The sequence below is a fragment of the Rhodoglobus sp. GW821-FHT12B09 genome (genome assembly GCF_058809925.1).
Genome location: NZ_JBXATB010000005.1, coordinates 205,019 through 226,728 on the forward strand (window position 1 = coordinate 205,019; position 21,710 = coordinate 226,728).

The 21,710-nt window shown below is 70.9% G+C and carries 26 protein-coding genes; 10 read left to right on the forward strand and 16 right to left on the reverse strand.

Annotated elements, in window-relative coordinates:
• Window positions 1-7 precede the first annotated feature (7 nt).
• Window positions 8-271 (forward strand): helix-turn-helix domain-containing protein, encoded by a 264-nt coding sequence (locus AC1RTC_RS11995; RefSeq protein ID WP_493155931.1) that lies wholly within the window; start codon window positions 8-10, stop codon window positions 269-271.
• Between the two features lie 20 nt (window positions 272-291).
• Complete coding sequence (locus tag AC1RTC_RS12000; RefSeq protein WP_493155933.1) at window positions 292-1,539, forward strand: type II toxin-antitoxin system HipA family toxin; 1,248 nt, start codon at window positions 292-294, stop codon at window positions 1,537-1,539.
• Here AC1RTC_RS12000 and AC1RTC_RS12005 read toward each other — a convergent pair.
• Genes AC1RTC_RS12005 through AC1RTC_RS12015 form a run of 3 tightly spaced genes read right to left on the reverse strand, consistent with a single transcriptional unit; the run spans window position 1,526 to window position 4,279 of the window.
• A complete protein-coding gene (locus tag AC1RTC_RS12005) occupies window positions 1,526-1,975 on the reverse strand; it encodes a MarR family winged helix-turn-helix transcriptional regulator (protein ID WP_493155935.1) in 450 nt (149 codons plus the stop codon). The two genes, AC1RTC_RS12000 and AC1RTC_RS12005, sit on opposite strands and share 14 nt — an antisense overlap.
• A gap of 2 nt (window positions 1,976-1,977) precedes the next feature.
• A complete protein-coding gene (locus tag AC1RTC_RS12010) occupies window positions 1,978-3,651 on the reverse strand; it encodes a DHA2 family efflux MFS transporter permease subunit (protein ID WP_493155937.1) in 1,674 nt (557 codons plus the stop codon).
• Window positions 3,652-3,709: 58 nt separating this feature from the next.
• Complete coding sequence (locus tag AC1RTC_RS12015) at window positions 3,710-4,279, reverse strand: helix-turn-helix domain-containing protein (RefSeq protein ID WP_493155939.1); 570 nt, start codon at window positions 4,277-4,279, stop codon at window positions 3,710-3,712.
• 66 nt (window positions 4,280-4,345) lie between these two features.
• Here AC1RTC_RS12015 and AC1RTC_RS12020 point away from each other — a divergent pair, with 66 nt between their 5' ends.
• Window positions 4,346-4,966 carry a class I SAM-dependent methyltransferase gene (locus tag AC1RTC_RS12020; protein WP_493155941.1) on the forward strand — a complete coding sequence of 207 codons (621 nt, stop codon included), beginning with the start codon at window positions 4,346-4,348 and terminating at the stop codon, window positions 4,964-4,966.
• Window positions 4,967-4,975: 9 nt separating this feature from the next.
• On the opposite strand, the gene AC1RTC_RS12025 is transcribed toward AC1RTC_RS12020, so the two are convergent.
• The 5 genes from AC1RTC_RS12025 to AC1RTC_RS12045 all read right to left on the reverse strand — a co-directional run bounded on the left by AC1RTC_RS12025 (window position 4,976) and on the right by AC1RTC_RS12045 (window position 8,555).
• Window positions 4,976-5,545, reverse strand: a complete 570-nt coding sequence (locus AC1RTC_RS12025) for a manganese efflux pump MntP (protein ID WP_493155943.1) — start codon at window positions 5,543-5,545, stop codon at window positions 4,976-4,978.
• Between the two features lie 199 nt (window positions 5,546-5,744).
• Window positions 5,745-6,260 carry a peptide-methionine (S)-S-oxide reductase MsrA gene (gene msrA / locus AC1RTC_RS12030; RefSeq protein WP_493155945.1) on the reverse strand — a complete coding sequence of 172 codons (516 nt, stop codon included), beginning with the start codon at window positions 6,258-6,260 and terminating at the stop codon, window positions 5,745-5,747.
• Between the two features lie 2 nt (window positions 6,261-6,262).
• Entirely contained in the window at window positions 6,263-6,721 is a 459-nt protein-coding gene (msrB, locus tag AC1RTC_RS12035; RefSeq protein ID WP_493155947.1) for a peptide-methionine (R)-S-oxide reductase MsrB, read from the reverse strand.
• Window positions 6,718-7,647, reverse strand: a complete 930-nt coding sequence (locus AC1RTC_RS12040) for a DMT family transporter (RefSeq protein ID WP_493155949.1) — start codon at window positions 7,645-7,647, stop codon at window positions 6,718-6,720. The genes msrB and AC1RTC_RS12040 overlap by 4 nt, the downstream gene beginning before the upstream one ends.
• 107 nt (window positions 7,648-7,754) lie before the next feature.
• Window positions 7,755-8,555 carry a dienelactone hydrolase family protein gene (locus AC1RTC_RS12045; protein ID WP_493155951.1) on the reverse strand — a complete coding sequence of 267 codons (801 nt, stop codon included), beginning with the start codon at window positions 8,553-8,555 and terminating at the stop codon, window positions 7,755-7,757.
• A 312-nt stretch (window positions 8,556-8,867) separates the two neighbouring features.
• Between AC1RTC_RS12045 and AC1RTC_RS12050 the strand changes: the two genes are divergently transcribed.
• The 4 genes from AC1RTC_RS12050 to AC1RTC_RS12065 are packed head-to-tail and all read left to right on the forward strand — an operon-like array spanning window position 8,868 to window position 14,907.
• Entirely contained in the window at window positions 8,868-9,428 is a 561-nt protein-coding gene (locus AC1RTC_RS12050) for a hypothetical protein (protein ID WP_493155953.1), read from the forward strand.
• Complete coding sequence (locus AC1RTC_RS12055; protein ID WP_493155955.1) at window positions 9,425-9,631, forward strand: three-helix bundle dimerization domain-containing protein; 207 nt, start codon at window positions 9,425-9,427, stop codon at window positions 9,629-9,631. The genes AC1RTC_RS12050 and AC1RTC_RS12055 overlap by 4 nt, the downstream gene beginning before the upstream one ends.
• Window positions 9,632-9,673: 42 nt before the next feature.
• Entirely contained in the window at window positions 9,674-13,618 is a 3,945-nt protein-coding gene (locus tag AC1RTC_RS12060; protein WP_493155956.1) for a Pls/PosA family non-ribosomal peptide synthetase, read from the forward strand.
• Window positions 13,618-14,907: a M1 family metallopeptidase gene (locus AC1RTC_RS12065; protein ID WP_493155958.1), complete on the forward strand. Its 1,290-nt coding sequence runs from the start codon at window positions 13,618-13,620 to the stop codon at window positions 14,905-14,907. The genes AC1RTC_RS12060 and AC1RTC_RS12065 overlap by 1 nt, the downstream gene beginning before the upstream one ends.
• On the opposite strand, the gene AC1RTC_RS12070 is transcribed toward AC1RTC_RS12065, so the two are convergent.
• The 6 genes from AC1RTC_RS12070 to AC1RTC_RS12095 are packed head-to-tail and all read right to left on the reverse strand — an operon-like array spanning window position 14,904 to window position 18,863.
• Window positions 14,904-15,464 (reverse strand): 4'-phosphopantetheinyl transferase family protein, encoded by a 561-nt coding sequence (locus AC1RTC_RS12070; RefSeq protein ID WP_493155960.1) that lies wholly within the window; start codon window positions 15,462-15,464, stop codon window positions 14,904-14,906. The genes AC1RTC_RS12065 and AC1RTC_RS12070 overlap by 4 nt on opposite strands.
• A gap of 16 nt (window positions 15,465-15,480) precedes the next feature.
• Complete coding sequence (locus AC1RTC_RS12075; RefSeq protein ID WP_493155962.1) at window positions 15,481-15,807, reverse strand: DUF7882 family protein; 327 nt, start codon at window positions 15,805-15,807, stop codon at window positions 15,481-15,483.
• A 35-nt stretch (window positions 15,808-15,842) separates the two neighbouring features.
• A complete protein-coding gene (locus AC1RTC_RS12080) occupies window positions 15,843-16,271 on the reverse strand; it encodes a hypothetical protein (RefSeq protein WP_493155964.1) in 429 nt (142 codons plus the stop codon).
• A 37-nt stretch (window positions 16,272-16,308) separates the two neighbouring features.
• Entirely contained in the window at window positions 16,309-16,617 is a 309-nt protein-coding gene (locus tag AC1RTC_RS12085; RefSeq protein WP_493155966.1) for a DUF7882 family protein, read from the reverse strand.
• A gap of 42 nt (window positions 16,618-16,659) precedes the next feature.
• On the reverse strand, window positions 16,660-18,051 hold the full coding sequence (locus AC1RTC_RS12090; RefSeq protein ID WP_493155968.1) for a diguanylate cyclase: 1,392 nt from the start codon (window positions 18,049-18,051) through the stop codon (window positions 16,660-16,662).
• A complete protein-coding gene (locus tag AC1RTC_RS12095) occupies window positions 18,048-18,863 on the reverse strand; it encodes an alpha/beta fold hydrolase (protein ID WP_493155970.1) in 816 nt (271 codons plus the stop codon). The genes AC1RTC_RS12090 and AC1RTC_RS12095 overlap by 4 nt, the downstream gene beginning before the upstream one ends.
• A gap of 175 nt (window positions 18,864-19,038) precedes the next feature.
• Here AC1RTC_RS12095 and AC1RTC_RS12100 point away from each other — a divergent pair, with 175 nt between their 5' ends.
• Window positions 19,039-19,797 (forward strand): EAL domain-containing protein, encoded by a 759-nt coding sequence (locus AC1RTC_RS12100; protein ID WP_493155972.1) that lies wholly within the window; start codon window positions 19,039-19,041, stop codon window positions 19,795-19,797.
• A gap of 3 nt (window positions 19,798-19,800) precedes the next feature.
• Here the strand turns inward: AC1RTC_RS12100 and AC1RTC_RS12105 are convergent, their stop codons facing one another.
• The gene (locus AC1RTC_RS12105; protein ID WP_493155974.1) at window positions 19,801-20,067 is read right to left on the reverse strand and encodes a hypothetical protein; all 267 of its coding nucleotides are present in this window, start codon (window positions 20,065-20,067) and stop codon (window positions 19,801-19,803) included.
• 38 nt (window positions 20,068-20,105) lie between these two features.
• Here AC1RTC_RS12105 and AC1RTC_RS12110 point away from each other — a divergent pair, with 38 nt between their 5' ends.
• Window positions 20,106-20,402: a DUF7882 family protein gene (locus AC1RTC_RS12110; protein ID WP_493155975.1), complete on the forward strand. Its 297-nt coding sequence runs from the start codon at window positions 20,106-20,108 to the stop codon at window positions 20,400-20,402.
• On the opposite strand, the gene AC1RTC_RS12115 is transcribed toward AC1RTC_RS12110, so the two are convergent.
• Complete coding sequence (locus AC1RTC_RS12115; protein ID WP_493155977.1) at window positions 20,399-20,827, reverse strand: hypothetical protein; 429 nt, start codon at window positions 20,825-20,827, stop codon at window positions 20,399-20,401. The genes AC1RTC_RS12110 and AC1RTC_RS12115 overlap by 4 nt on opposite strands.
• 305 nt (window positions 20,828-21,132) lie before the next feature.
• Between AC1RTC_RS12115 and AC1RTC_RS12120 the strand changes: the two genes are divergently transcribed.
• Entirely contained in the window at window positions 21,133-21,663 is a 531-nt protein-coding gene (locus AC1RTC_RS12120; RefSeq protein ID WP_493155979.1) for a GIY-YIG nuclease family protein, read from the forward strand.
• Window positions 21,664-21,710: the final 47 nt, after the last annotated feature.

The following is a 21,710-nucleotide window of genomic DNA, read 5'->3' on the forward strand; positions in this document are numbered from 1 at the left end:
ACGGCTGATGCGGGAGCTGGGTGCCAACGTGCGCAGATGGCGCAAGGTCAACGGCCTGTCAGCGTCAGAGCTCGCCGCGCGGGCGTTCGTCACCCGCGAGACCCTGCGGGGCCTGGAGGAGGGCAGCAGCGCGCCCCGAGTCGACTCGCTGATCGCGATCCTCGCCGCCCTGGGCATCGCGGATGCGGTAGTCGAGGCCACCAATCCCTACAACACCGTGGCGGCGCGCGCTCGGATCGACGACATCCTCAGGTCCGGCGGCTCACTGTGACTCTCCCCGACGAAGTGGACGTGTATCTCGATGGTCCGGGCGGGCCCGAGCTCGTCGGGAACCTGCGGCCCTCGTACACGGGGGGCCGCAGCCTCGCCTCGGCATCGTTCCAGTACTCGCGCGCCTACCTCGACAGCGCGAGGGCCTACGCGGTCTCGCCCGACCTGCCGCTCGCCCCCGGACGCACGTTCACGCAGGAGAACACGACGATCTTCGGCGCGTTCGCCGACGCCTCGCCCGACGAGTGGGGCCAGAAGATCATCGAGGCCAACCACGCTGTCCGGCTGAAGAGCGACCCTTCACTGCCTCGTCGCATCGGAGCGTTCGACTACCTTCTCGGAGTCTCGGACTTCGCGCGGATGGGCGCCCTCAGGATGCGCGCGCCGGACGGCGAGTGGCTGACGAGCGATACTGCGGTGGCCGGCCTGCACGACCTCGACGAAGTCCTCGCCGTGACATCCCGCTACGAAGAGCACCGCGCTACTGACGAGGACGTCGCGTACCTCTCCGGCATTGCGACCTCTCCCGGCGGCGCGCGGCCGAAGGCGAACGTCATGACGGCCTCCGGGAGACTGGCCATCGCCAAGCTGCCGCACTCGAAGGACGGCAACCTCGATACTGAGGGGTGGGAGGCAGTCGCTCTCACGCTGGCGCAGCGCGCGGGCATCCGCACTGCGCACTTCGCCGCGCGGCGGGTCTCCAGCGACAGGTCGATCCTCATCTCCGAGCGCTTCGACCGGGACGAGAACGGCGCGCGACGCGGGTACATCTCGGCAGCGACCGCCTTGGGCATTGGCGCGCACGACGACCGCAGGGTCACCTACGAGGAGTTCGCGGACACGATCGCCGAGCTCAGCGCCGATCCTGTCCACGATTTGCACGAGATGTTCCGGCGAATCGCTCTCACCGTGCTGATCAACAACGTCGACGACCACTGGCGAAACCACGGGTTCCTCCGATCGGACCGCGGCTGGCGGCTGGCGCCCGCCTTCGATGTGAACCCGAGTCCGCGGCGCGGGACGACAATGTCGCGCGCCATCAGCGACCAGGACGACCCCGCGCACCGTGCGATCGAGAACCTGTTGCTGACCGCCGGCTCGTACACGCTGAAGCCCGACGAGGCCGCAGCGATCATCGGTGCCGTGGCCTCGAGGATCGCCGAGTGGCCAGCTATTGCGCTCGGGCTGGGCATCGCCGAGGAGCAGGTCTCGGCGATGTCGGCGGCATTCGACGCCGAGCACCTCGGACGAGCGCTCAGCCTGCGCTGATCAGCTCGAGCATCCCGGCGAACGCGCGGACCTCGTCGGCGGGCTTGCTGCGGAGGAGGTCGCGCAGGCGATCCTGCTGGCGGGCCTGCGCGGCCCGCACCAGCGCGACCGCCGACGGCGTGGCCGAGAGCACCCGGGCCCGGCCGTCCTTGTCGTCGGCGCGGCTCACGACGAGCAGGGCGTCCTCGAGCATCCGCACCTGGCGGCTGACCACGCTCTTGTCCGTCTCGAGGGACTCGGCGAGCACATAGGCGTTGGTCTCCTCGAGTCGCACGATCATACTGAGGATCTTGTAGCCGACGGGCTTCAGCTCGGGATGCACCTGCGCCGCCGCATCCTTCCAGAGCAGTCGGGCGCGGCCGAACAGCACTGCCAGCTGCTGCTCGACCTGGGCGATCGCCTCATCGACGCCGCCCTGCGCCACGATGTCAGACACTGCTACCTCCCGCCGTCCTCGCGGGTGGACGGGGCCGCGCCCACGGTGACGACCGCGATCGAGCCGGTGGGGGTCGCACCGATCTCGGCCTCCGCCAGGTCGATGGCCGACTCCTCGGCCTGCTCGCTCAGGGTCTGGGCCGCAGTCTTGGTCGACAGGGACTTGTTAGGCAGGAAGATGATCGCGAGCAGGCTCAGGAAGGCGAGCGGGATGGCGACGATGAACGCGTCGGCGATGCCGTTGCCGTAGGCCGACTCCACGATCACGCGGATCGCGTGCGGGAGCGAGCTCACGTCCGGCAGGTTGCCGGTGCCGAGCGCCTTGAGGGCGTCGACCTCGTCAGCCGAGCTCGGTACGAAGCCGTCGAGCGACGCGGTGATGTGGCTGGTGACCTGGCTCGCGAGGATCGACCCCATGATCGTGACGCCGATGGCGCCGGCGACCGAGCGGAAGAACGCGATGTTGGAGGTCGCCGCGCCCAGCTGGGCGACGGGGGTGTCGTTCTGGACGACGAGGCTGAGGTTCTGCATGACCATGCCGAGGCCGGCGCCGAGGATCACCATGTAGACCGAGACCCACAGGAAGTCGGTGTTGTAGCGCAGCGTGGACATGAGGGTCACGCCGACCAGCACCAGCACGGAGCCGCCGACCATCCACCGCTTCCACTTTCCGAAGCGGCTGATGAACTGGCCGATGACGATCGAGGCGAGCATCTGGCCCAGCACGAGCGGGATCGTCATGAGGCCCGACTGGGTCGGGTTCGCGCCGCGCGCCAGCTGGAAGTACTGCGCGAGGAACACGCTCGTGGAGAACATCGCCACACCCACGGCGATGCTCGCGACGACGGAGAGGGTGAACGTGCGGTTCGTGAACAGGGTCATCGGCACGATCGGCTCGGCTACCCGGAACTCGGTGACGACGAAGCCGATGAGCGAGAGCACGGATACCCCGATCAGAAGGTAGCTGGCCATCGAGTTCCACTCGAACTGGTTGCCGCCCATGGAGACCCAGATGAGCAGGAGCGAGACGCCGAGGGCGAGCAGCGCGGCGCCGACGAAGTCGATGCGCACCTTGCGGTTCGCGCGCGGCAGGTGCAGCGTGCGCTGGATGATGATGATCGCGGCGACCGCGATGGGAACGCCGATGAAGAAGTTGGCGCGCCAGCCCAGGGCGTCGGTGATGATGCCGCCGAGGAGCGGGCCGCCGATCGTCGCAACCGCCATGACGCCGCCGACGATGCCCATGTACTTTCCGCGCTCGCGCGGGCTGATGATGAGCGCCACGGCGACGAAGACCAGGGACGTGAGGCCGCCCGCGCCGATGCCCTGCACCACGCGGAGGGCGATGAGCATCGCGGTGCTGGTCGAGAAACCGGCGATGACCGTGCCGAGCACGAAGAGGCCGAGCGAGAGCTGCAGGAGCAGCTTCCGGTCGAGCAGGTCGCTCAGCTTGCCCCAGATCGGGGTCGAGACCGCGGTCGCGAGCAGGCTCGCGGTGATAACCCACGTGTAGGAGGCCTGGTCGCCGCCCAGGTCGGCGATGATGCGGGGCAGCGACGTCGACACGACGGTGCCCGAGAGGATCGCGACGAACATGCCCATGATGAGCCCGGAGAGGGCGATGAGGATCTCGCGCTGCGAGCGCTTCTGATCCGGCAGAGGAAGTGAAGTAGACAAGAGTGAGTCCCTAACAAAAGTTGATGTAGGTCAACTATATGCAGATAGATGACATTGGTCAACTAAGTGGGCGCGCCCGCAGATGGATCCGCTTGCCCTGCTTGCTGAAGATCGCGAGGATCTCCGCCTGGCCCGGCCCGGCAGACCGCAGCCAGTGCGGGGTGCGGGTGTCGAACTCCGCCGCCTCGCCCGGGCCCATCACGATGTCGTGCTCCCCCAGCACGAGCCGCACCCGGCCGGACAGCACGTAGAACCACTCGTACCCGTCGTGCACCCGCGGGTCCGGCGGCGCATCGCCACGGGGCGCCGGGAACGTCACGCGCGTGGCCTGGGCGGGCGAGTCGTCCGGGGACAGCTGCTCGAAGCTGACCTCGTCGATGCGCGTGGTGACCCGCGGCACCCGGGGATCGGGCACCGTGCGCGGGACGAGGTCGTCGAGCTCCAGGCGCAGCGCCCTCGCGATGGGCACGACCAGCTCGAGGTTCGGCGCGCGCTTGCCGGCCTCGAGCCGCGAGATCGTGCTCGCCGAGATGCCGGTCGCCGCCGAGAGCTCGTCCAGCGTCAGGCCGCGCTTCTGCCGCCACGCCCTCAGCCGAGGGCCGATGTGCTGCAGCCGATGCTCCGCCATGGACGCTCCTTGCTGATTCGGCATGCGAAATTGCCATCAGCGTAGCCCGCGAGCCAAGATCGGACCATGACCGAGACGCAGAGCGCAGCCGAGTACTGGGAGAACCGCTACCGCGAGAACGGCAAGTCGTGGAGCGGCAACGCGAACGCCGCGCTCATCCGGGAGGTCGGGGGCACTTCACCGGGCACCGCCCTTGACCTCGGCTGCGGCGAAGGCGGCGACGCCCTCTGGCTCGCACACCAGGGCTGGTCGGTGACGGCCGTGGATATCGCGCCCTCGGCACTCGCGATCGGCGCCGCCGAGCAGCAGCCTGGCGACGACATCACCTGGGTCGCCGCTGACCTCTCGGAGTGGACGCCGCCGGGCCGCTACGACCTCGTCTCCTCCTGCTTCCTGCACTCGACAGTCGACCTGCCGCGCGAGGAGATCCACCGCCGGGCCGCCGCCGCCGTCGCCCCCGGCGGCCTGCTGCTCATCGTCGGGCACTCGGGCGCCCCGCACTGGGACGCCCCCGAGGGGCACCACCACCACGCTCCCGAGGAGCTTCCGACTCCGGAGCAGGTGCTCGCGGGCCTTCAGCTGGCCGAGGGCGACTGGGAGGTGCTCACCAGCGAGCTCGTCGAGCGCCCCGACGCGCGGCTCGGCACGGCGGTCGACGGAGTCCTGAAGCTGCGCCGGAAGGGCTGACTGCCCGAGCTACCCGAACACCCCGAGGTGGTCGAGCAGGATCTTCGTGCCGATCAGGATCAGGATGGCCCCGCCGACGATCTCCGCCGGCCCCCGGAACCGCACCCCGGCGCGGTGGCCGACGAGCACCCCCGCGAAGGTCAGGACCGCGGTGGTCACGCCGATCACGATGACAGCCTCCACGATCGAGACGGAGAGGAACGCGAACGAGATGCCCACGGCGAGGGCGTCGACGCTCGTCGCGAGGCCGAGCAGCAGGAGCTGTCGGACACGGAGGCGGCCGTCATCCTCGTCGCCGTCGTCGTCCTTCCTGAAGGCGTCGAACAGCATCTTGCCGCCGATGAGGGCGAGGAGGCCGAACGCGATCCAGTGGTCGATCTCGGTGATGAACTGCTCGAGCTGCGTGCCCAGGAGCCAGCCGATGAGCGGCATGAGCGCCTGGAAGAGGCCGAAGGTGAGGGCGATGATGACCGCCTGCCGGTAGTCGAGCCGGCGCATGTGGAGGCCTTTGCCGAGCGCGACGGCGAAGGCGTCGGCGGAGACTCCGAGGGCGATGAGGAAGACGGACCAGAGGGCCACGGTGGCGGACCTTTCGGTGAGCACCGAAATCACGAGACTTCGGCAATGACTGCCGAAGGTCTCGTTCGCCCAGCTGGTGGGTGGCACGCCGGGTGGGATTGCCCACCAGTATGTCGACGTGCCTTTTGGGAACTACTCCCCTTCATCGACCATTCTAAGCAGAGAGCGCCCCGGCCTTCCGGCCGGGGCGCTCCACTTACTAGTTGGTGAGCTGCTCCTCGCGGTGCGGGAGCTTCCAGTCGGGCCGCACGTAGTGGCAGGTGTAGCCGGCCGGGTACTTCTCCAGGTAGTCCTGGTGCTCCTCCTCGGCCTCCCAGAACGCGCCAGCGGGCTCGACCTCGGTGACGACCTTCCCGGGCCAGATGCCCGAGGCGTCGACATCCGCGATGGTGTCCACGGCGACTTGATGCTGCGACTCGCTCGTGTAGAAGATCGCCGAGCGGTAGCTGCGACCGATGTCGTTGCCCTGGCGGTCGACGGTCGACGGGTCGTGGATCTGGAAGAAGAACTCCAGCAGGTCGCGGTACGAGATCAGCGAGGGGTCGAAGACGATCTCGACGGCCTCGGCGTGGTCGCCGTGGTTGCGGTAGGTGGCGTTCGGGGTGTCTCCGCCCGAGTAGCCGACGCGGGTCGAGATGACTCCGGGGCGGCGGCGCAGCAGCTGCTGCGCTCCCCAGAAGCATCCACCGGCGAGGATCGCGGTCTCAGTTGCCATGGTCAGGCCTCCTTCGTGGTGAACAGGCTGCGGTAGTCACCGTAGCCCTGGCTCTCCAGGTCATCCACCGGGATGAACCGCAGGGCCGCAGAGTTGATGCGGTAGCGCATACCGCTGTCGGCAACGGGGCCGTCGTCGAACAGGTGCCCGAGGTGGCTGTCGCCGTTCGCGGAGCGGACCTCGGTGCGCTTCATCCACAGGGTCCGGTCGTCCTTCTTGACGACGTTCGCGGGCTCGATCGGCCGGGTGAAACTGGGCCAGCCCGACCCGCTGTCGAACTTGTCGGTGGAGGAGAAGAGGGGCTCGCCCGAGACGATGTCGACGTAGATCCCGTCATCGTGGTTGTTCCAGAACTCGTTGCGGAACGGCGGCTCGGTGGCGCTCTCCTGGGTGACCGCGAACTGCTCTGGCGTGAGCTGGTCGATCGCGGTGGACGTCTTGCGGTACTCGGTGGTGCTCATGGGATGTGCTCCTCTGTGGGCAGCTGGCTGCGGCCCTCAGTGGGTACAACAGGGATGTCGTGTGGAACGTTCCCGCGGCGCGTGACCAGCCAGGAACCTGCCAGAACCGCGGCGAACCCGACGATCGTCCACACCGTGACGCGCTCGCCGAGCACGAGGACGCCGGCCAGGATCGCGACCGCGGGGTTGACGTAGGTGATGGTCGTGGCCTTCACCGGCCCGATCTCGGCGACGAGGCCGATCATGAGGAGGAAGGCGAGCCCGCTGCACACGACCGCCAGCACGATGATCGCGATCGTGACCGAGGCGGAGGGCCAGGCCGTCGGCCAGCTGCCCGTGACGATGACGACGGGGATGTACGCGATCGCGGCCCCGGCAAGGGAGACGGCCACGACACCGACGCCGGGGAGGTCCGGCATCCACCGCGAGAGGATCGCGGGGCCGAGCGCGTAGCCCACCACCACCACGGCCATCTCGGCGACGCTGAACAGGTCGGAGCCGCCCACGTCGAGGCCGACGAGGGCGGCGACCCCGAGCATCCCGATCGCGATTCCCAGCCAGTTGATTCCCGACAGCCGCGCCGGGCGCCCGAGCAGGAACGCCACGCCCACGCCCGCCAGCGGGACCGCGGCGAGCAGCAGCCCGGCGGTCGAGCTGGGTAGGTGCTGCTCGGCGGAGCTCAGGAAGTACCAGGGGATGACGATCTCGACGATGGTGTACGCGAGCATCGGCTTCCAGCGGCGGAGCACCGGCCCGACCTCCTTGCGGAAGAAGGCGAGCGGCAGCAGCAGGATCGCGGCGAGGCCCGACCGCGCCAGCACCACCATGCCCGGCTCCAGCTCGCCCACGGCGATCTTGATGAAGAGGTACGGGATGCCCCAGGCGATGCCGAGGGCGGCGAAGAGCAGTATTCCGCGTCGAGTCACCTACACATTGTGGTCCTCGCCACCGGCCTTGGGCACGGAGCACCCGGAAGCGGCAGGTGTTCGACGGCCGGTGGCGGGAACGAGCGTGCCGCCGAGGCGGCGCGGCCCTAGGTCAGCCGCTCGCGCAGGAATCCCACGACCCGCTCGCGAGCGGCGAGCGCGGGGTGTCCCGGCACCTCCCGCACCTCGCTCGTGAGCACCGAGTGCGCGCCGGAGGAGAACCCGCCCGGATTCCCCGGGGACGAGTCGAGCTCGATGACCTCGAACGCGTCGCCCAGCCGGGCCTTGAGGGTGCCGAACCGCTCCCGCGGGGAGTTGCGGTCCTCGCTGAAGCGGAGCCCGATCGCGCACACGTCGCCGGCGGATGCGCGGTCGGCAACCCGGTCGAGCTCGGCGGAGGAGAGGCCGGGGTCGAGCCGCCGGGCACCGCCGAGCGGGAAGGGCACAGCGGGCTGGCTCGCGACCGCCGCGAGCACCGACTCCTCCACGGCCACGGCGAGCGCGAACCCTCCCGTGAAGCACATGCCGATGACCCCGACACCGCTGCCGGGGGTACGGGCGGCGACGTCGACGGCGACGGCGCGGAGGTAGTCCGTGATGGGGCGGTGGGCGTCGGTGGCGAACGCACGGAACTCCGCCGAGACGCAGATGCGCGCGAGCGTGCGGACGGTGTATCCCGCTGTCATGGGCCGCCCTGGCTCGCCGAACGGCGACGGGACGACCACGGTGAAGCCCTCGTCGACAAGGTGGTCGGCAAGCCCCAGCACCTCGGGCGTGATGCCCGGCAGCTCGGGGATGAGCACCACGCCCGGCCCGCTGCCCTTCTCGAAGCAGTCGTAGGTGAGGCCCGCGCCCGTGAAGGGCCCGCGGCTCCACCCGGTGAGAGTGGAGACGGGGGCGTCGGGCATCGTCAGACCATGCTAGGGCGTCGCCGGCCTGCCCCCTGCCCCGCCCGCCCGCGGCCCGCCGCCCGCGGCCCGCGGCCCCCGGCCCCGGCCCCCGGCCGAAGCCCCGCCGGCCGAAGCCGGCCGCTGAGAGTGCAGTTTGACGGGGTCCGAAGCGCGAGCGACCCCGTCAAACTGCACTCTCGACGCGAGGAGGGTGCGGATCGCTGGCCCGCGACCTCGGCGGGCGGCAGTTCGCGGTCCGTTCACCTCGGGAGATTAGGATCGCGCTCACCGGAGCCGTGAGGCTTCGCGAGACGAACAGGGATCAGGACCATGGCATCCAAGAAGTCGAAGAAGGCCGAGAAGGCGGAGCAGAAGGCGGCAGAGAAGGCCGCGAAGCTCGCCAAGAAGGCCAAGGAGAAGGCCAAGGCTGAGGCCGAGAAGGCTCGCAAGAAGGCGAAGAAGCAGGCCAAGAAGGCTCGCGAGGAGGCCGAGAAGGCCGCCCGCAAGGCCAAGGAGCGCGCCAAGAAGGACGCGAAGAAGACCAAGGAGAAGGCGAGGGATGCCGCGGCCGCCGTAACAGAGGCCGCACCCGCAGCGCCCGCCGCCGCCCCGGCCGCGAAGACCGCCGCGCCCGCCGAGGCCGCACCCGCCGCCGCCATGGCACCCGCCGAGGCCGCGCGCCCGAAGACCGCCGCCCCGGCCGCGAAGACCGCGGCGCCCGCCAAAGCCCAGGCCACCAAAGCGCCCGCCGCCGCCAAGGCGCCCGCCAAGGCCCCCGCCCCCGGCCCCGCCGAGACCGTCACCGCCCTCCGCGCTCGCGCGAAGGAGGCCGGCGTCAGCGGCTACTCGCGCATGACGAAGGCCGAGCTGCTGGAGGCTCTGCGCTCATGACCACGGACCTGAGCGACGACGAGGTCATGGCGCAGGTCGCCGAGAAGCTCGCGGAGAAGAACCCGGACGTGCCCCGGACCGTGATCGACGACATGGTGCGCGAGGAGTACCTCGCGATCGCCGGGCGTCCGGTGCGCGACTACCTGTCGGTGCTCACTGAGCGCGCGGCCAAGAAGCGGCTCAAGAAGCTCGCGAAGGCCTGATCTGTTCACCTCGCGTTTCACCGCAGGGGACAGGATGGCCGGATGCCTATCGCCGGAGTCCTGAGCGCGCTCGACCGGGCGGCGGACTCCCGCACGCTGCTGGACATCCTCCGCGAGACGACGGCGCGGCATCCCGAGGCCTCTGCCCTGGACGACGGGTTCGGCGCACTCAGCTACCGCGAGCTCACGGCGCGCGTCATCCGCACGGCCGCCCGCCTGGGCGCCGCGGGCGTGCGGCGCGGCGACCGCGTCGGCATCCGGATGCCCTCCGGCTCGCGCGAGCTCTACATCTCGATCCTCGGGATCATGGCGGCGGGTGCTGCGTACGTACCGGTCGACGCCGACGATCCGGATGAGCGTGCCGAGCTGGTCTTCGCCGAGGCCGGCGTTCGCGGGGTGATCGGAGCGGACGGGGTGTTCGCGCTCTCCGCGCCGGACCTCAGCGTGGTATTCAGCGACGCGCTGTTCGACGGCGCCCCGCCGCATCCCAGCACCTCGTCTCTCTCGATCGTGCAACCGCCCGCCCCCGCCGACGACGCATGGGTCATCTTCACCTCGGGCTCGACCGGCACGCCGAAGGGCGTCGCGGTGAGCCACCGGTCGGCGGCGGCGTTCGTCGATGCGGAGGCGAGGCTGTTCCTCGCCTCCGAGCCCCTCGGGCCCGACGACCGAGTGCTCGCCGGGCTCTCGGTGGCGTTCGACGCCTCGTGCGAGGAGATGTGGCTCGCGTGGCGCCACGGCGCGTGCCTCGTCCCCGCGCCGCGGTCGCTCGTGCGCAGCGGCATGGACCTGGGCCCGTGGCTCACCGCCCGGGGCATCACCGTGGTCTCGACGGTGCCGACTCTGGCCTCGCTGTGGCCCGCGGAGTCGCTCGAGAACGTCCGCCTGCTCATCTTCGGCGGCGAGGCCTGCCCGCCAGAGCTCGCCGCGAGGCTGGCCGTCGACGGGCGCGAGGTGTGGAACACGTACGGCCCCACCGAGGCGACGGTCGTCGCGTGCGCCGCACTGCTCGACGGCTCCGACCCGGTGCGCATCGGCCTGCCGCTCGACGGCTGGGACCTCGCGGTCGTCGATGCGGCCGGGATGCCCGTGGCCGAGGGCGAGGTCGGCGAGCTGATCATCGGCGGCGTCGGACTCGCGCGCTACCTCGACCCCGCCAAGGACGCCGAGAAGTACGCGCCGCACGAGCAGCTCGGCTGGAGCCGCGCCTACCGCAGCGGCGACCTCGTGCGGTTCGAGACCGCGGGCCTCGTGTTCCAGGGGCGCGCGGACGACCAGGTGAAGGTCGGCGGGCGCCGCATCGAGCTGGGCGAGATCGAGGCCGCGCTGCAGGAGCTGCCGGGCGTCTCCGGCGCCGCGGCCGCCGTGCGCGAGACGGAGGCCGGCAACCAGGTGCTCGTCGGCTACCTCGCGGTGGCGCATCCGGATGACTTCGACAGGGCGGCCGCGATCGCGGAGCTGCGCGAGCAGCTGCCGGCCGCACTCGTCCCGCTGCTCGCCCTCGTCGACGAGCTGCCCGTGCGCACCTCCGGCAAGATCGACCGCGCCGCGCTGCCCTGGCCGCTGCCGGGGCTGCTCGACAGCTCCTCGGGGCTCGACCCCGCGGCCGAGCGGCTCGCGCAGCAGTGGCAGGCAGTGCTGGGCATCCCGGTCAGCGACCTCTCCGCCAACTTCTTCGACCTCGGGGGCGGCTCGCTGGCGGCGGCTCAGCTCGTCGCGCGCATCCGCGAGCACGACCCCGAGTTCACCGTCGCCGAGATCTACACCCACCCGCGGCTGGGTGCGATGGCGGATGCCCTGGCCGCCCGCGTGCCGGAGTCCCCCGCCGAGCCGCGCGAGTACCACCGGGTCGCTCCGACCCCGCGGCGCATGCAGTGGCTGCAGACGCTGCTCGGCATTCCGCTGTACGCGCTGAGCGGCGCCCGCTGGCTCGTGTACCTGCTCGTGGCGGGGGCGATCCTCGTGCCGCTGGGCGGGTTCGGCTTCATCCCTGTCGTGGTGCCGGCGGTGCTCGTCCCGGCGATCGTGGTGTTCGCGACCCCCGTGGGCCGGATGGCGATCGCGGTGGTGTGCGCGCGGCTCCTGCTGGCGGGCCTCCGGGCTGGCGACTACCCGCGCGGCGGCAGCGTGCACCTGCGGCTGTGGCTCGCGGAACAGGCGGCCCACCTGGTCGGGGCAGTGAGCCTCGCCGGTGCGCCGTGGATCACGTACTACGCCCGGGCGCTCGGCGCGAAGATCGACCACGAGGTCGACCTGCACACCCTCCCGCCGATCACGGGCATGCTCACTGTCGGGTTCGGAGCGTCGATCGAGCCCGAGGTCGACCTGTCGGGCTACTGGATCGACGGCGACATCCTGCGGGTCGGCGCGATCCGGATCGGCGCGCACAGCTCGATCGGCGCGCGCAGCACGCTCCTGCCGGGCACGCGCGTGGGCAAGCACGCCGAGATCGCGGCGGGCTCCGCGGTGTTCGGCCGAGTGCCGGCCGGCCAGCTGTGGGCGGGGTCCCCCGCGCAGCGGGTCGGGCGCAGCACGGCGTGGTGGCCCGAGCAGCGGCCTCCCCGGGCGCGGCGCTGGCTCGCGGCGTTCGGCGCCTCCTCGGTGGCCCTCTCACTGCTGCCCGTCGTCGCGCTCGTGAGCGGCGGAGTCGTCGTCGCGATCGCCGTGCGCGGCTCGGCGACGGGGTGGGACGTGGCGTGGCGCGCCCTCGGTGCCCTCGCCCCGGCGACCCTCGTGGCGGGAGTCGTGCTCGCCGGGCTCGTCGTGATCGCCGTGCGCCTCCTGGGCCTCGGGCTGCGCGAGGGCACGTTCCCCGTGCGCAGCCGCATCGGGTGGCAGGTGTGGAGCACCGAGCGCGTGCTCGACCTCGCCCGCACCGTGCTCTTCCCGCTCTACGCGAGCCTCTTCACCCCGGTGTGGCTCCGGATGCTCGGGGCGAAGGTCGGCCGCGACGTCGAAGCCTCCACCGTGCTGCTCGTACCCTCGATGACGACGATCCGCGACGGGGCGTTCCTCGCCGACGACACCATGATCGGCTCCTACGAGCTCGGCGGCGGCTGGCTCAGGCTCGGCCGGTCGGACATCGGCAAGCGCGCATTCCTCGGCAACTCGGGCATGGCGGCGGCCGGGCACACCGTGCCGAAGGACGGGCTCGTGGCCGTGCTCTCCGCCGCCCCCGCGAAGTCGAAGGCGGGGTCGTCGTGGCTCGGCTCCCCCGCGGTGCGCCTGCGCCGCACGGTCGCGGCCGCCGACGAGGGACGGACCTTCCGCCCGCACCCCGGGCTGCGGGCGGCGCGGATCCTGTGGGAGCTCGGCCGGGTCATCCCGGTCATCGTCACCTGCGGCATCGGGCTCGGAGTGCTGTTCGCGCTGGCAGTACTGGTTGCCGAGTTCGGCGTGGTCGCCGCCGCACTTCTGAGCGGCGTCGTCATGCTGGCGGCCGGTGCGGTCGCGGCCGCAGTGAGCACGGCCGCGAAGTGGGCGATCTCGGGCCGCATCCGGATCGGCGACCATCCCCTGTGGTCGTCGTTCGTGTGGCGGACCGAGGTGGCGGACACCTTCGTCGAGATGGTCGCCGCGCCGTGGTTCGCCCAGGCCGCGGCCGGGACGCCCGCGCTCGTGATCTGGCTGCGGAGCCTCGGGGCGACCATCGGCAAGGGAGTGTGGTGCGAGACGTACTGGCTGCCCGAGGCGGACCTCGCCCACCTCGGCGACGGGTCGACTGTGAACCGCGGCTGCGTTGTGCAAACCCACCTGTTCCATGATCGAATCATGAGCATGGACACGGTGACGCTCGACGCGGGCGCGACGCTCGGCCCGCACAGCGTCATCCTCCCCGCCGCGCGCATCGGAGAGCACGGCACCGTCGGCCCCGCCTCACTCGTGATGCGCGGCGAGATCGTGCCCGTCGGCAGCCGCTGGAGCGGCAACCCGATCGGCCCGTGGCGCGAGGTCACCTTCGCGGACTACCACGCGAAGAACTCCTGATGCCGGCGAAGTACGTCTCCGGAAGCGGCAATGCCGGCTACGGGGTCGACGCCTACGATCTCGACCTGCGCTACCGCGTGGCCACCAACCGCCTGGACGGCACGGCGGTCATCACCGCGACGAGCACCCGCGCGCTGCCGAAGCTGACGCTCGACCTCTCCCGCCTGCAGGTCGGGAAGGTCAGGCTGCAGGGCGCGCGGTCGGTGCGCTTCTCGCAGACGGCGAACAAGCTCACGGTCATCCCGGCCTCCCCTATCGCGGCGGGCACGACCTTCGTGCTGACCGTCGAGTACTCCGGCGCGCCCGTTCCCCGGCCGAGCCCGTGGGGACCGGTCGGCTGGGAGGAGCTGGAGGACGGGGTGCTCGTCGCCGCCCAGCCCACGGGCGCCCCCTCCTGGTTCCCGTGCAATGACGACGTCGCGGACAAGGCGAGCTACAGCATCCGGGTCGCCGCCGAGCAGGCGTACACGGTGGTCTGCAACGGCGTGCTGGCCGAGCACCGCGTCGCCGCCGGGCGCGGGCACTGGCACTACGTGCAGGAGGAGCCGACGGCGACCTACCTCGCCACCCTCCAGATCGGCCGCTACGCGCTCAGGGCGACGACGTTCGGGACCGTGCCGGGGGTGCTCGCCTTCCCTCCCGCTCTCGATGCGCGCGTGACCGCCGACTTCGCCGCGGTGGGCGCGATGATGACGGCGTTCGAGCGGATGTTCGGGCCGTACCCGTTCGGCGGCTACACGGTCGTCGTCACCCACGACGACCTCGAGATACCGCTCGAGTCGCAGGCACTCGCCACCTTCGGCGCCAACCACGCGGACGGCCACGGCGGCTCCGAGCGGCTCGTCGCCCACGAGCTCGCCCACCAGTGGTTCGGCAACAGCGTCGGCCTCGCGTCCTGGAAGGACATCTGGCTCAACGAGGGCTTCGCCTGCTACGCCGAGTGGCTGTGGTCGGAGAGCAAGGGCGGGCCGAGCGCCGACACCTGCGCCCGCCAGTTCCGCCGCAGCCTGGTCTCGCAGCCGACAGACCTCGTGCTGGGGGATCCCGGGCCCGCACTCATGTTCGACGACCGCGTCTACAAGCGGGGCGCGCTCACCCTCCACGCGCTGCGCCTCGTGCTCGGCGACGAGGGCTTCTTCGACCTCCTGCGCGCCTGGACCTCGCTGCACAGGTTCGGCACAGTGAGCACGGAGGACTTCCGCGCGCTCGCCGCGACGTTCACGGCGCGCCCCCTCGACGCGCTCTTCGAGGCGTGGCTGTTCGGCGCCGCAGTGCCGCGCCTCAGCTAGAGCGCCACCGCGACGCTCACGCGCACATCGGGGGCGAGCTGCACCTCGGAGACGCTGTAGCGCGCGCCCGAGCCCGCGATGGAGGCCGTGCCGCCGTCGAACGACACGCTGGCCGGGTCCACGCGAAGGCCCCGCCCGTCCGCCTTCAGCACCGCCTCCACCCGCGTCCAGCGCTCGAGGGACTCCTCCCCGGCCACCGTCCCGATCGCGGCGAGGGCGGCAGCGGACGGGTCGAGCGCCTCGACGTCGACACCCACCGGCCCATCCCACGAGGCTGCGGCGACAACCGCCACTGCGCTGTGCGACAGGCTCAGGTGCAGCGACGAGCCGATGAGCTGCGGCTTGCCGTGCGGGCCGCCGCAGTCCGGGCACACCGCGACGAGGTCGACCTCGGCCGGCCCGACCCCGATGAGCTCGGCGGCGAGGCGGCGCAGGAGGAGCCGCCCCAGGAGGAAGGAGTCACTCGGGGCGCCGTCGTAGCGGGCGCGCTCCGCGGGCGAGAGCACCGCCAGCGCCTCCGCCCGGTCGTCGAGGGTGCGCGCCCAGCGGAGGATCATCGGCGAACGGCGGCCATCAGTCGAGCGGCGCCGGCAGCGGAGTGACCTCGCCCTCCTCCGTGACGTGCAGGCCCTGCGGAGTGTTCGCGAGGATTGCGAGCTCGTCGATCCACTTGCGGTTCACGAGCGCGGGACGGCTGCCGCTGAACTTGTAGTGGAGGTCGGTGCTCGGCGAGATCCAGACGATCGAGCGACCGCCGCCCAGCTTCGGCGCATCGGTCCACGAGAGGGAGAACGACTCCCCGCGGCGCAGCTTGGCGTTCATGACGATCTGCAGGTGCATGAGCACCCGCTCGTCGAAGAAGATCGCGAACCGGGATGCCCCGTAGAACAGTGTGCCCATCGATGCTCCTGTCTCGTTGGCTGAGTTTGACAGAATCAGCGCTCCCTGCGCGACTCCCGCCTCTCGCGCACCGGCAGGAGCAGCGGCGCCGCGAGCACGATGGTGCTCGACAGGCTCACGATCTCGACCGCGGCATTGAGGGCGTCGAGGCCCTCGAGGTGGCCCAGGTGGTAAGCGAGGTGGGGGATCGAGAACACGATCCACGCGAGGGCGACCGCCCGCCCCGCCTGCACCGTGGAGGTGCACGCCGCGTAGACCCCCGCGATCGCAAGGCCGAGGTAGAGGGCCCCGACGTCGCGAACGAGATGCTCGTTGAACGGCCCGTCGACGGCCACCCAGGGTCCGAGGCCGAGCCCCGGGAAGGACTCGTAGAACTCGGCGGGCAGGAAGGCCGCCCAGACACCCACGACGGTGCCGATGGCGGAGGTGACGATGAGGAAGGCGCGGCGCAGTGTCAGGTTCATGCCAGCTAGGACGGCACAGGCCGCCCGAACGTGACAGCTAGGAAGCGACGTCCTCGGGCTCGGGGATGAGCTGCAGCCCCCCGGGCGAGTTGGCGGACTTGCTCAGCGCGTTGACCCAGTTCTTGTTGATGAGCGGCGTCTTGCCGCCGAAGTACTCGAAGGTGAGCGAGATGTTCGGGCTGATCCAGATCGACGTACGGCCGTAGCCGTTGCGCGAGGGCTCCGTCCAGGTGAAGGAGAATGGCTCGCCGCGGCGGATCTTCGCCCAGATCACGATCTGCAGGTGCGCGAGGACACGGTCGTCGAAGGTGGCCGTGAGCTTCGAGTCGTAGGTCAGCGTTCCCACCGTGTCGTCCCTTCGTAGTGGTGCGTGTCGAGCATAGGACGGCTAGCGCCCGAGGAACGACACCCGGTCTTTGCCTGCGCTCTTCGCGAGGTACATCGCGCTGTCCGCGAGGCTCAGCAGCTCGTCGTTGGTGGGCTGCTCGCCCTCCGAGGGCTCGTAGACGGCGACGCCCACGCTCGCGGTCACCGAGTACCCCGGCGGGATCCCGTCGAGGGGCGCCGCCACGAGCTCCCGAATGCGGTCGGCGACGGATGCCGCGGCGGCCCGGTCCGCGTCCTCGCACACGGCCACGAACTCGTCGCCGCCGTACCGCCCCACCGAGTCCTCCGCGCGGACCCCGCTGCGCAGCCGCGCGGCAACCTGCTCGAGCACCGCGTCGCCGACGGCGTGGCCGAGCTGGTCGTTGATCCCCTTGAACCCGTCAAGGTCCAGGAACACCACCGAGAGCGGCCGCCGCGTGAGCACGGCGCGCTCGATGGCCACCTCCACCGTCTCCAGCAGGAGCTTGCGGTTGGCGAGGCCGGTGAGCTGGTCGTGCAGAGCGAGACGCTCGAGCTCGCGCTGCAGCCGCACCCGGACGATCGCCTGGGCGGCCTGGCGCGAGAGCGCGGCCTGCAGGTCGGCGAACTGGCTGCCGAAGTCCTGGGCGCGCGCGAAGAAGCACGCCAGCACCCCGATGGGCTCGCCGGAGCGCAGCAGCGGGATGATGCTCACGGAGTCCAGCCGGCGGCGCTTCAGCCCCTCGACCAGGGCCGTGTACGGGCTATCGACGTCGCGCACGGAGACCGTGATGGTCTTCTCCTCGATCAGCGCAGCGTCCGAGGCCCGCGGAGCGCTCCGCGGGAGGAGCCCCTCGAGCGGGTGCGCTCCGGCCATGAGGATGTACTCGCCCTCGTCGTCGAGCAGGAAGACACCGGTCGCCGTCGCCGAGAACGCCTCGGTCGCGCTCGCGAGGAGGGCACCGCAGATCTGCTCCTCCGTGGTGCTGCTGACGAATGCGCTCGAGGAGGCCTGGAGCACGCGCACCCTGATCTCCGACGCCTCGGCGATACGGCGGGCGCCCAGCAGCTCCTTCTCGTACTCGGCGCGCTCGCTCGCGTCGAAGATCGCCGTGTGCACGTCGCCCGCGTCGCCGCGGACCGTGGAGTTCAGCAGCGCCGCCAGGGTCGTGCCGTCGGCGCGGACCATCGTGAGGGAGACCTCGCGCACCTCCCCCTGCAGCGCGAGCACCGGGACGTGCCGCGTCTCGTAGAACAGGCGGCTGCCGGTGTCGAGGTGGTCGGCGAGCTTCGACCCGACGAAGGTGCCGCGGTCGGTCCCGAGCCAGGCGAGGATCGTGTCGTTGGCCTCGGAGATGACGCCGTCCGCCGTGCTGACGATGAGTCCGCACGGCGCCGAGCGGTAGAGGTCCTCGAACGGCGCGAGGAGCGTCATTGCAGGTTCGCCAGGATGACCGCGGCGAGCTCATCCGGAGCCGACAGGTTCGGCAGGTGCCCGCTCGCGCCGAGATGCACGAGAGTGCTGCCCGGGATGCTCGCGCGCACGTACTCGCCGACCACCGCCGGGGCGATGGCGTCGTCGCTGCACTGGAGCACGACCGTCGGCACCGTGACGTCGCCGAGATCCGCGCGGTTGTCGGAGAGGAAGGTGACCCGCGCGAAGTGCCGCCCGATCGCGGGGTCGGTCGCGCAGAACAGGCCGGTGAGCTCCTCGCCGACCTCGGGCCGGTCCGGGTTGCCCGCGATGACCGGGGCTGTCGCCGCCGACCAGCCCAGGTAGTTCGTGTCGAGCGAGTCGAGGAGCGCGTCGATGTCGGCCTGGCTGAATCCGCCCACGTAGTCGCCCTCGTTCACGTACCGCGGCGAGGGGCCGACGAGCACGAGCCGCCCGAACCGGGACGGGTCCTTCCCGGCGGCGAGCACGCCCATCATCGTGCTGACCGAGTGCCCGACGTACACGGCGTCGCGCAGGTCGAGGGCTTCGAACAGCTCGAGGATGTCGTCGGCGTAGCCGTGCAGCGAGTCGTACCTGCCGCGGTCGTAGGCGGAGAGGTCTGAGCCGCCCGCGCCCACGTGGTCGAACAGGATGACGCGGTAGTCGTCGAGGAAGGGGCCCACGACGCGGCGCCACACCACCTGGCTGCAGCCGAACCCGTGGGCGAACACGATGGGCCTGCCCGCCGGGTTTCCGAGCTCGTTGACGTTGTTCTTCACCCGCACGTCGATCACGGCAGGGGTGGTCGTCACGCGCGTCTCCTGGGTCTCGAAATTGTGCTGCAGAACAAGGGGAGTCGAAGGGGGCCGCGAACTCCTAGCCGGAGTATAAGTGTCTGGGGCCGAAAAATGTTGCGGTAGATTTCGGGGTTGCCAAGCACGTCAAATTGGTACATGCGTATGCACGAGACAGGACAGGTGATCGCCGGTGGTCGGTGAAGAGCGCCTGGCAAGTGACCTGCACGGAGCGGTGGCCCGCGGCGAGATCGTCGCCCACTACCAACCCCAGGTCGATCTCGCGAGCGGCAGGATCGTGGCCGTCGAGGCCCTGGCGCGGTGGCGCCACCCCGAGCTCGGGCTCATCTCACCGGCGATCTTCATCCCCATCGCGGAGGAGACCGCGCTCATCCACTCCCTCGGCCGCTTCATGATCGACAAGGTGCTCGAGACCATCTCGGGCTGGCGCTCGGCCGGCATCGACCTCGAGGTCTCGGTCAACGTCTCAGCCACGCAGCTCACCACCCTTGAGTTCTTCGACCGCCTCGACGCTGACCTGGGCGCCCTCGAGTTCGAGCCGAACGCCCTCACCATCGAGATCACCGAGAGCCAGCCGGTGCTCGAGACCCCCTCGATCGCACTCCGCCTCGACGAGCTGCGCCGGCGCGGGCTCGGCATCTCGATCGACGACTACGGCATCGGCCACTCCTCGCTCAAGCAGCTCGACCGGATGCCCGCCACTGAGCTCAAGATCGACCAGAGCCTCGTGCAGGATGCGTCCGTGGAATCCCTCGCTCTCATGACGGCCGTGGTGCAGCTCGCGCACTGGCGAGGCCTGCGAGTCGTCGCCGAAGGCGTCGAGACCGAGGAGCAGCTCAACCTGATGCGAGAGCTCGAGTGCGACCGCGCCCAGGGCTTCCTGCTCGGGCGCCCGATGGCCGCCGAGGATCTCGAGGCCCTCGTCAGCTAGGGCCTACAGGCCGTCGAAGTCGTCGGACCCCGACGTGCGCGCCTCGTCGGCTGCGGCGTCCGCGTCGCCGCCGACGTCGATCTGCGTCCACACCACCGGCATGCCCGGCGAGAACAGGATGTCGATGCCCGGGCCGGTGCGCAGCGGCGGGATGTTCACGTACCCGCCGCCCGCCTTGATCGCCTCGAGGATCTTGTTCTTGAGCTCGGTGACCGGGTCGGGGAGGAAGTAGTCGCGGCCATCGACGGTAAGCCTGTTTACAATCGCCATGGACACATCTTGACACCCGCCACCGGAAAGACGATCACATGGGCCAGCTGCTGTACGGAACTCCCCCGGAGTCCTTCGAGCTCGACGACCGCACCCTCGCCCACGTCGAGGTTGTGACACTGGCCAAACTGCGGCGCAACGAGAGCTTCGCCATCTCGCTCGACCGCGCTGAGGGCGGGCGCTCCACGATCTGGATCGGCACGAACGCGACCCTGCAGTTCCGCTTCGACCAGGGCCGCCAGGAGATCAACCGCGCGTGGCTCGACCAGCTCATCGACTCCGCGAACACGCCCGGCGGGCTGCGCATCGAGCCGGAGCCGGCCCCAGCCGACTAGCGCGGGGGCAGCGTGTAGTTGTAGATCCCGGGATGCAGCGGCTCAAGCTCCTCTGAGCCGGTCTGGTCGTCGGGCTCGCGTCCCTCCACCGGGCCTGTCCGCAGGCCGTGGTTCGTGAAGGAGCCGTAGTTCGCCACGGGACCGGCCAGGCGGCCGCCCGACTCCACAACCAGGGTGCCGGCCACACGGATGTCGACCTTCCCGAGGAGGTCCCCGCTCACGGTCGCGGTGGCGAGGCTCCCGATCTCGACGGGGCCGCGGAGCGTGCCCTGCACGAGGAGCGCGGCGCCTCCCTCGAGCACGACGGCGCCCGCGTGGGTGCCGCCCACGATGAGCGTCCCGCCGTCGACGACGGTGACGGGGCCTGTGGTCGAGCCTGCGAGGGTCAGGTACCCGTTGACGGTGCTGGGCGCGGCGGTGTCCATGCGTTCGATTTTAGGGACGGGCATCCGGAGCCCCCTACCCCTTGCGCGCACGCGCGGGTTGAGTAGTGCGCTCCGGCGCGCGCACCGAAACCGGGTGCGCGGCCGCTCTCGTCGTGCCACCCGCGCCCCCTCGCGGCCGCCGCCCCGTGCGGCCCCCGCGGCCCCCCGCCGGCCCAGCCCCGCGCGGCCCTTTCGACACCATGCGGATGTTTCGGCAAGCGCATGGTGTCGAAACCTCCGCATGGGCTGCGGGGGGGGCGGGGCGGCGGGCGGGCCGCGTCGGCGGCAGGACGTACCGTGGGCGCATGTGCGACATCCGGGGGTGCACGGCCGAGGCGGACTCCGGCGCGCCCGTCACCCTGTGCCCGGAGCACCTGATCGCCGCGCACGACTGGGTGGCGGGCGAGGTCGGAGTGACCGACCTGCTGCCCTCGCCGTGCCTCGCGTGCGGCAACCGGGTCGGGGTGCGGTACCCGTCGGGCTGGATCTGCGCGCGGTGCGAGTGGCGCGTGGGCGAGGTGGTGGAGGAGGCCGCGCTGGTCGACGTCGTGTACTACGTCCGCCAGCGCGAGCGGATCAAGATCGGCACCTCCGCGAACCCGCGCGGCCGGCTCGCGGCGCTGCACTTCGACGAGGTGCTCGCGTTCGAGCGCGGCGACCGCCGGGTGGAGCACCGGCGGCACGAGCAGTTCGCGGCCCACCGGTTCCCGTGCAGCGAGTGGTTCGCGATCCACGACGAGCTGCTGGCGCACATCGCCGAGCTCTCGGCGGGCGTCGACGACCCCTGGCAGCGCTACGAACTGTGGGTGAGCCGTGCTCTGAACGGCTACAACTAGCGCGGAGCACCCGGGGGCGCAACCCCCGGCGGCAGGTCGAGCGCTGT

Excerpts from the sequence above, each read along its gene's own strand:
- AC1RTC_RS11995 (WP_493155931.1), top strand. The coding sequence starts at position 8 with ATGCGGGAGCTGGGTGCCAACGTGCGCAGATGGCGCAAGGTCAACGGC.
- AC1RTC_RS12015 (WP_493155939.1), bottom strand. The coding sequence starts at position 4,279 with ATGGCGGAGCATCGGCTGCAGCACATCGGCCCTCGGCTGAGGGCGTGG.
- AC1RTC_RS12020 (WP_493155941.1), top strand. The coding sequence starts at position 4,346 with ATGACCGAGACGCAGAGCGCAGCCGAGTACTGGGAGAACCGCTACCGC.
- msrA (WP_493155945.1), bottom strand. The coding sequence starts at position 6,260 with ATGGCAACTGAGACCGCGATCCTCGCCGGTGGATGCTTCTGGGGAGCG.
- msrB (WP_493155947.1), bottom strand. The coding sequence starts at position 6,721 with ATGAGCACCACCGAGTACCGCAAGACGTCCACCGCGATCGACCAGCTC.
- AC1RTC_RS12045 (WP_493155951.1), bottom strand. The coding sequence starts at position 8,555 with ATGCCCGACGCCCCCGTCTCCACTCTCACCGGGTGGAGCCGCGGGCCC.
- AC1RTC_RS12050 (WP_493155953.1), top strand. The coding sequence starts at position 8,868 with ATGGCATCCAAGAAGTCGAAGAAGGCCGAGAAGGCGGAGCAGAAGGCG.
- AC1RTC_RS12055 (WP_493155955.1), top strand. The coding sequence starts at position 9,425 with ATGACCACGGACCTGAGCGACGACGAGGTCATGGCGCAGGTCGCCGAG.
- AC1RTC_RS12060 (WP_493155956.1), top strand. The coding sequence starts at position 9,674 with ATGCCTATCGCCGGAGTCCTGAGCGCGCTCGACCGGGCGGCGGACTCC.
- AC1RTC_RS12065 (WP_493155958.1), top strand. The coding sequence starts at position 13,618 with ATGCCGGCGAAGTACGTCTCCGGAAGCGGCAATGCCGGCTACGGGGTC.
- AC1RTC_RS12070 (WP_493155960.1), bottom strand. The coding sequence starts at position 15,464 with ATGATCCTCCGCTGGGCGCGCACCCTCGACGACCGGGCGGAGGCGCTG.
- AC1RTC_RS12075 (WP_493155962.1), bottom strand. The coding sequence starts at position 15,807 with ATGGGCACACTGTTCTACGGGGCATCCCGGTTCGCGATCTTCTTCGAC.
- AC1RTC_RS12080 (WP_493155964.1), bottom strand. The coding sequence starts at position 16,271 with ATGAACCTGACACTGCGCCGCGCCTTCCTCATCGTCACCTCCGCCATC.
- AC1RTC_RS12090 (WP_493155968.1), bottom strand. The coding sequence starts at position 18,051 with ATGACGCTCCTCGCGCCGTTCGAGGACCTCTACCGCTCGGCGCCGTGC.
- AC1RTC_RS12105 (WP_493155974.1), bottom strand. The coding sequence starts at position 20,067 with ATGGCGATTGTAAACAGGCTTACCGTCGATGGCCGCGACTACTTCCTC.
- AC1RTC_RS12110 (WP_493155975.1), top strand. The coding sequence starts at position 20,106 with ATGGGCCAGCTGCTGTACGGAACTCCCCCGGAGTCCTTCGAGCTCGAC.
- AC1RTC_RS12115 (WP_493155977.1), bottom strand. The coding sequence starts at position 20,827 with ATGGACACCGCCGCGCCCAGCACCGTCAACGGGTACCTGACCCTCGCA.
- AC1RTC_RS12120 (WP_493155979.1), top strand. The coding sequence starts at position 21,133 with ATGTGCGACATCCGGGGGTGCACGGCCGAGGCGGACTCCGGCGCGCCC.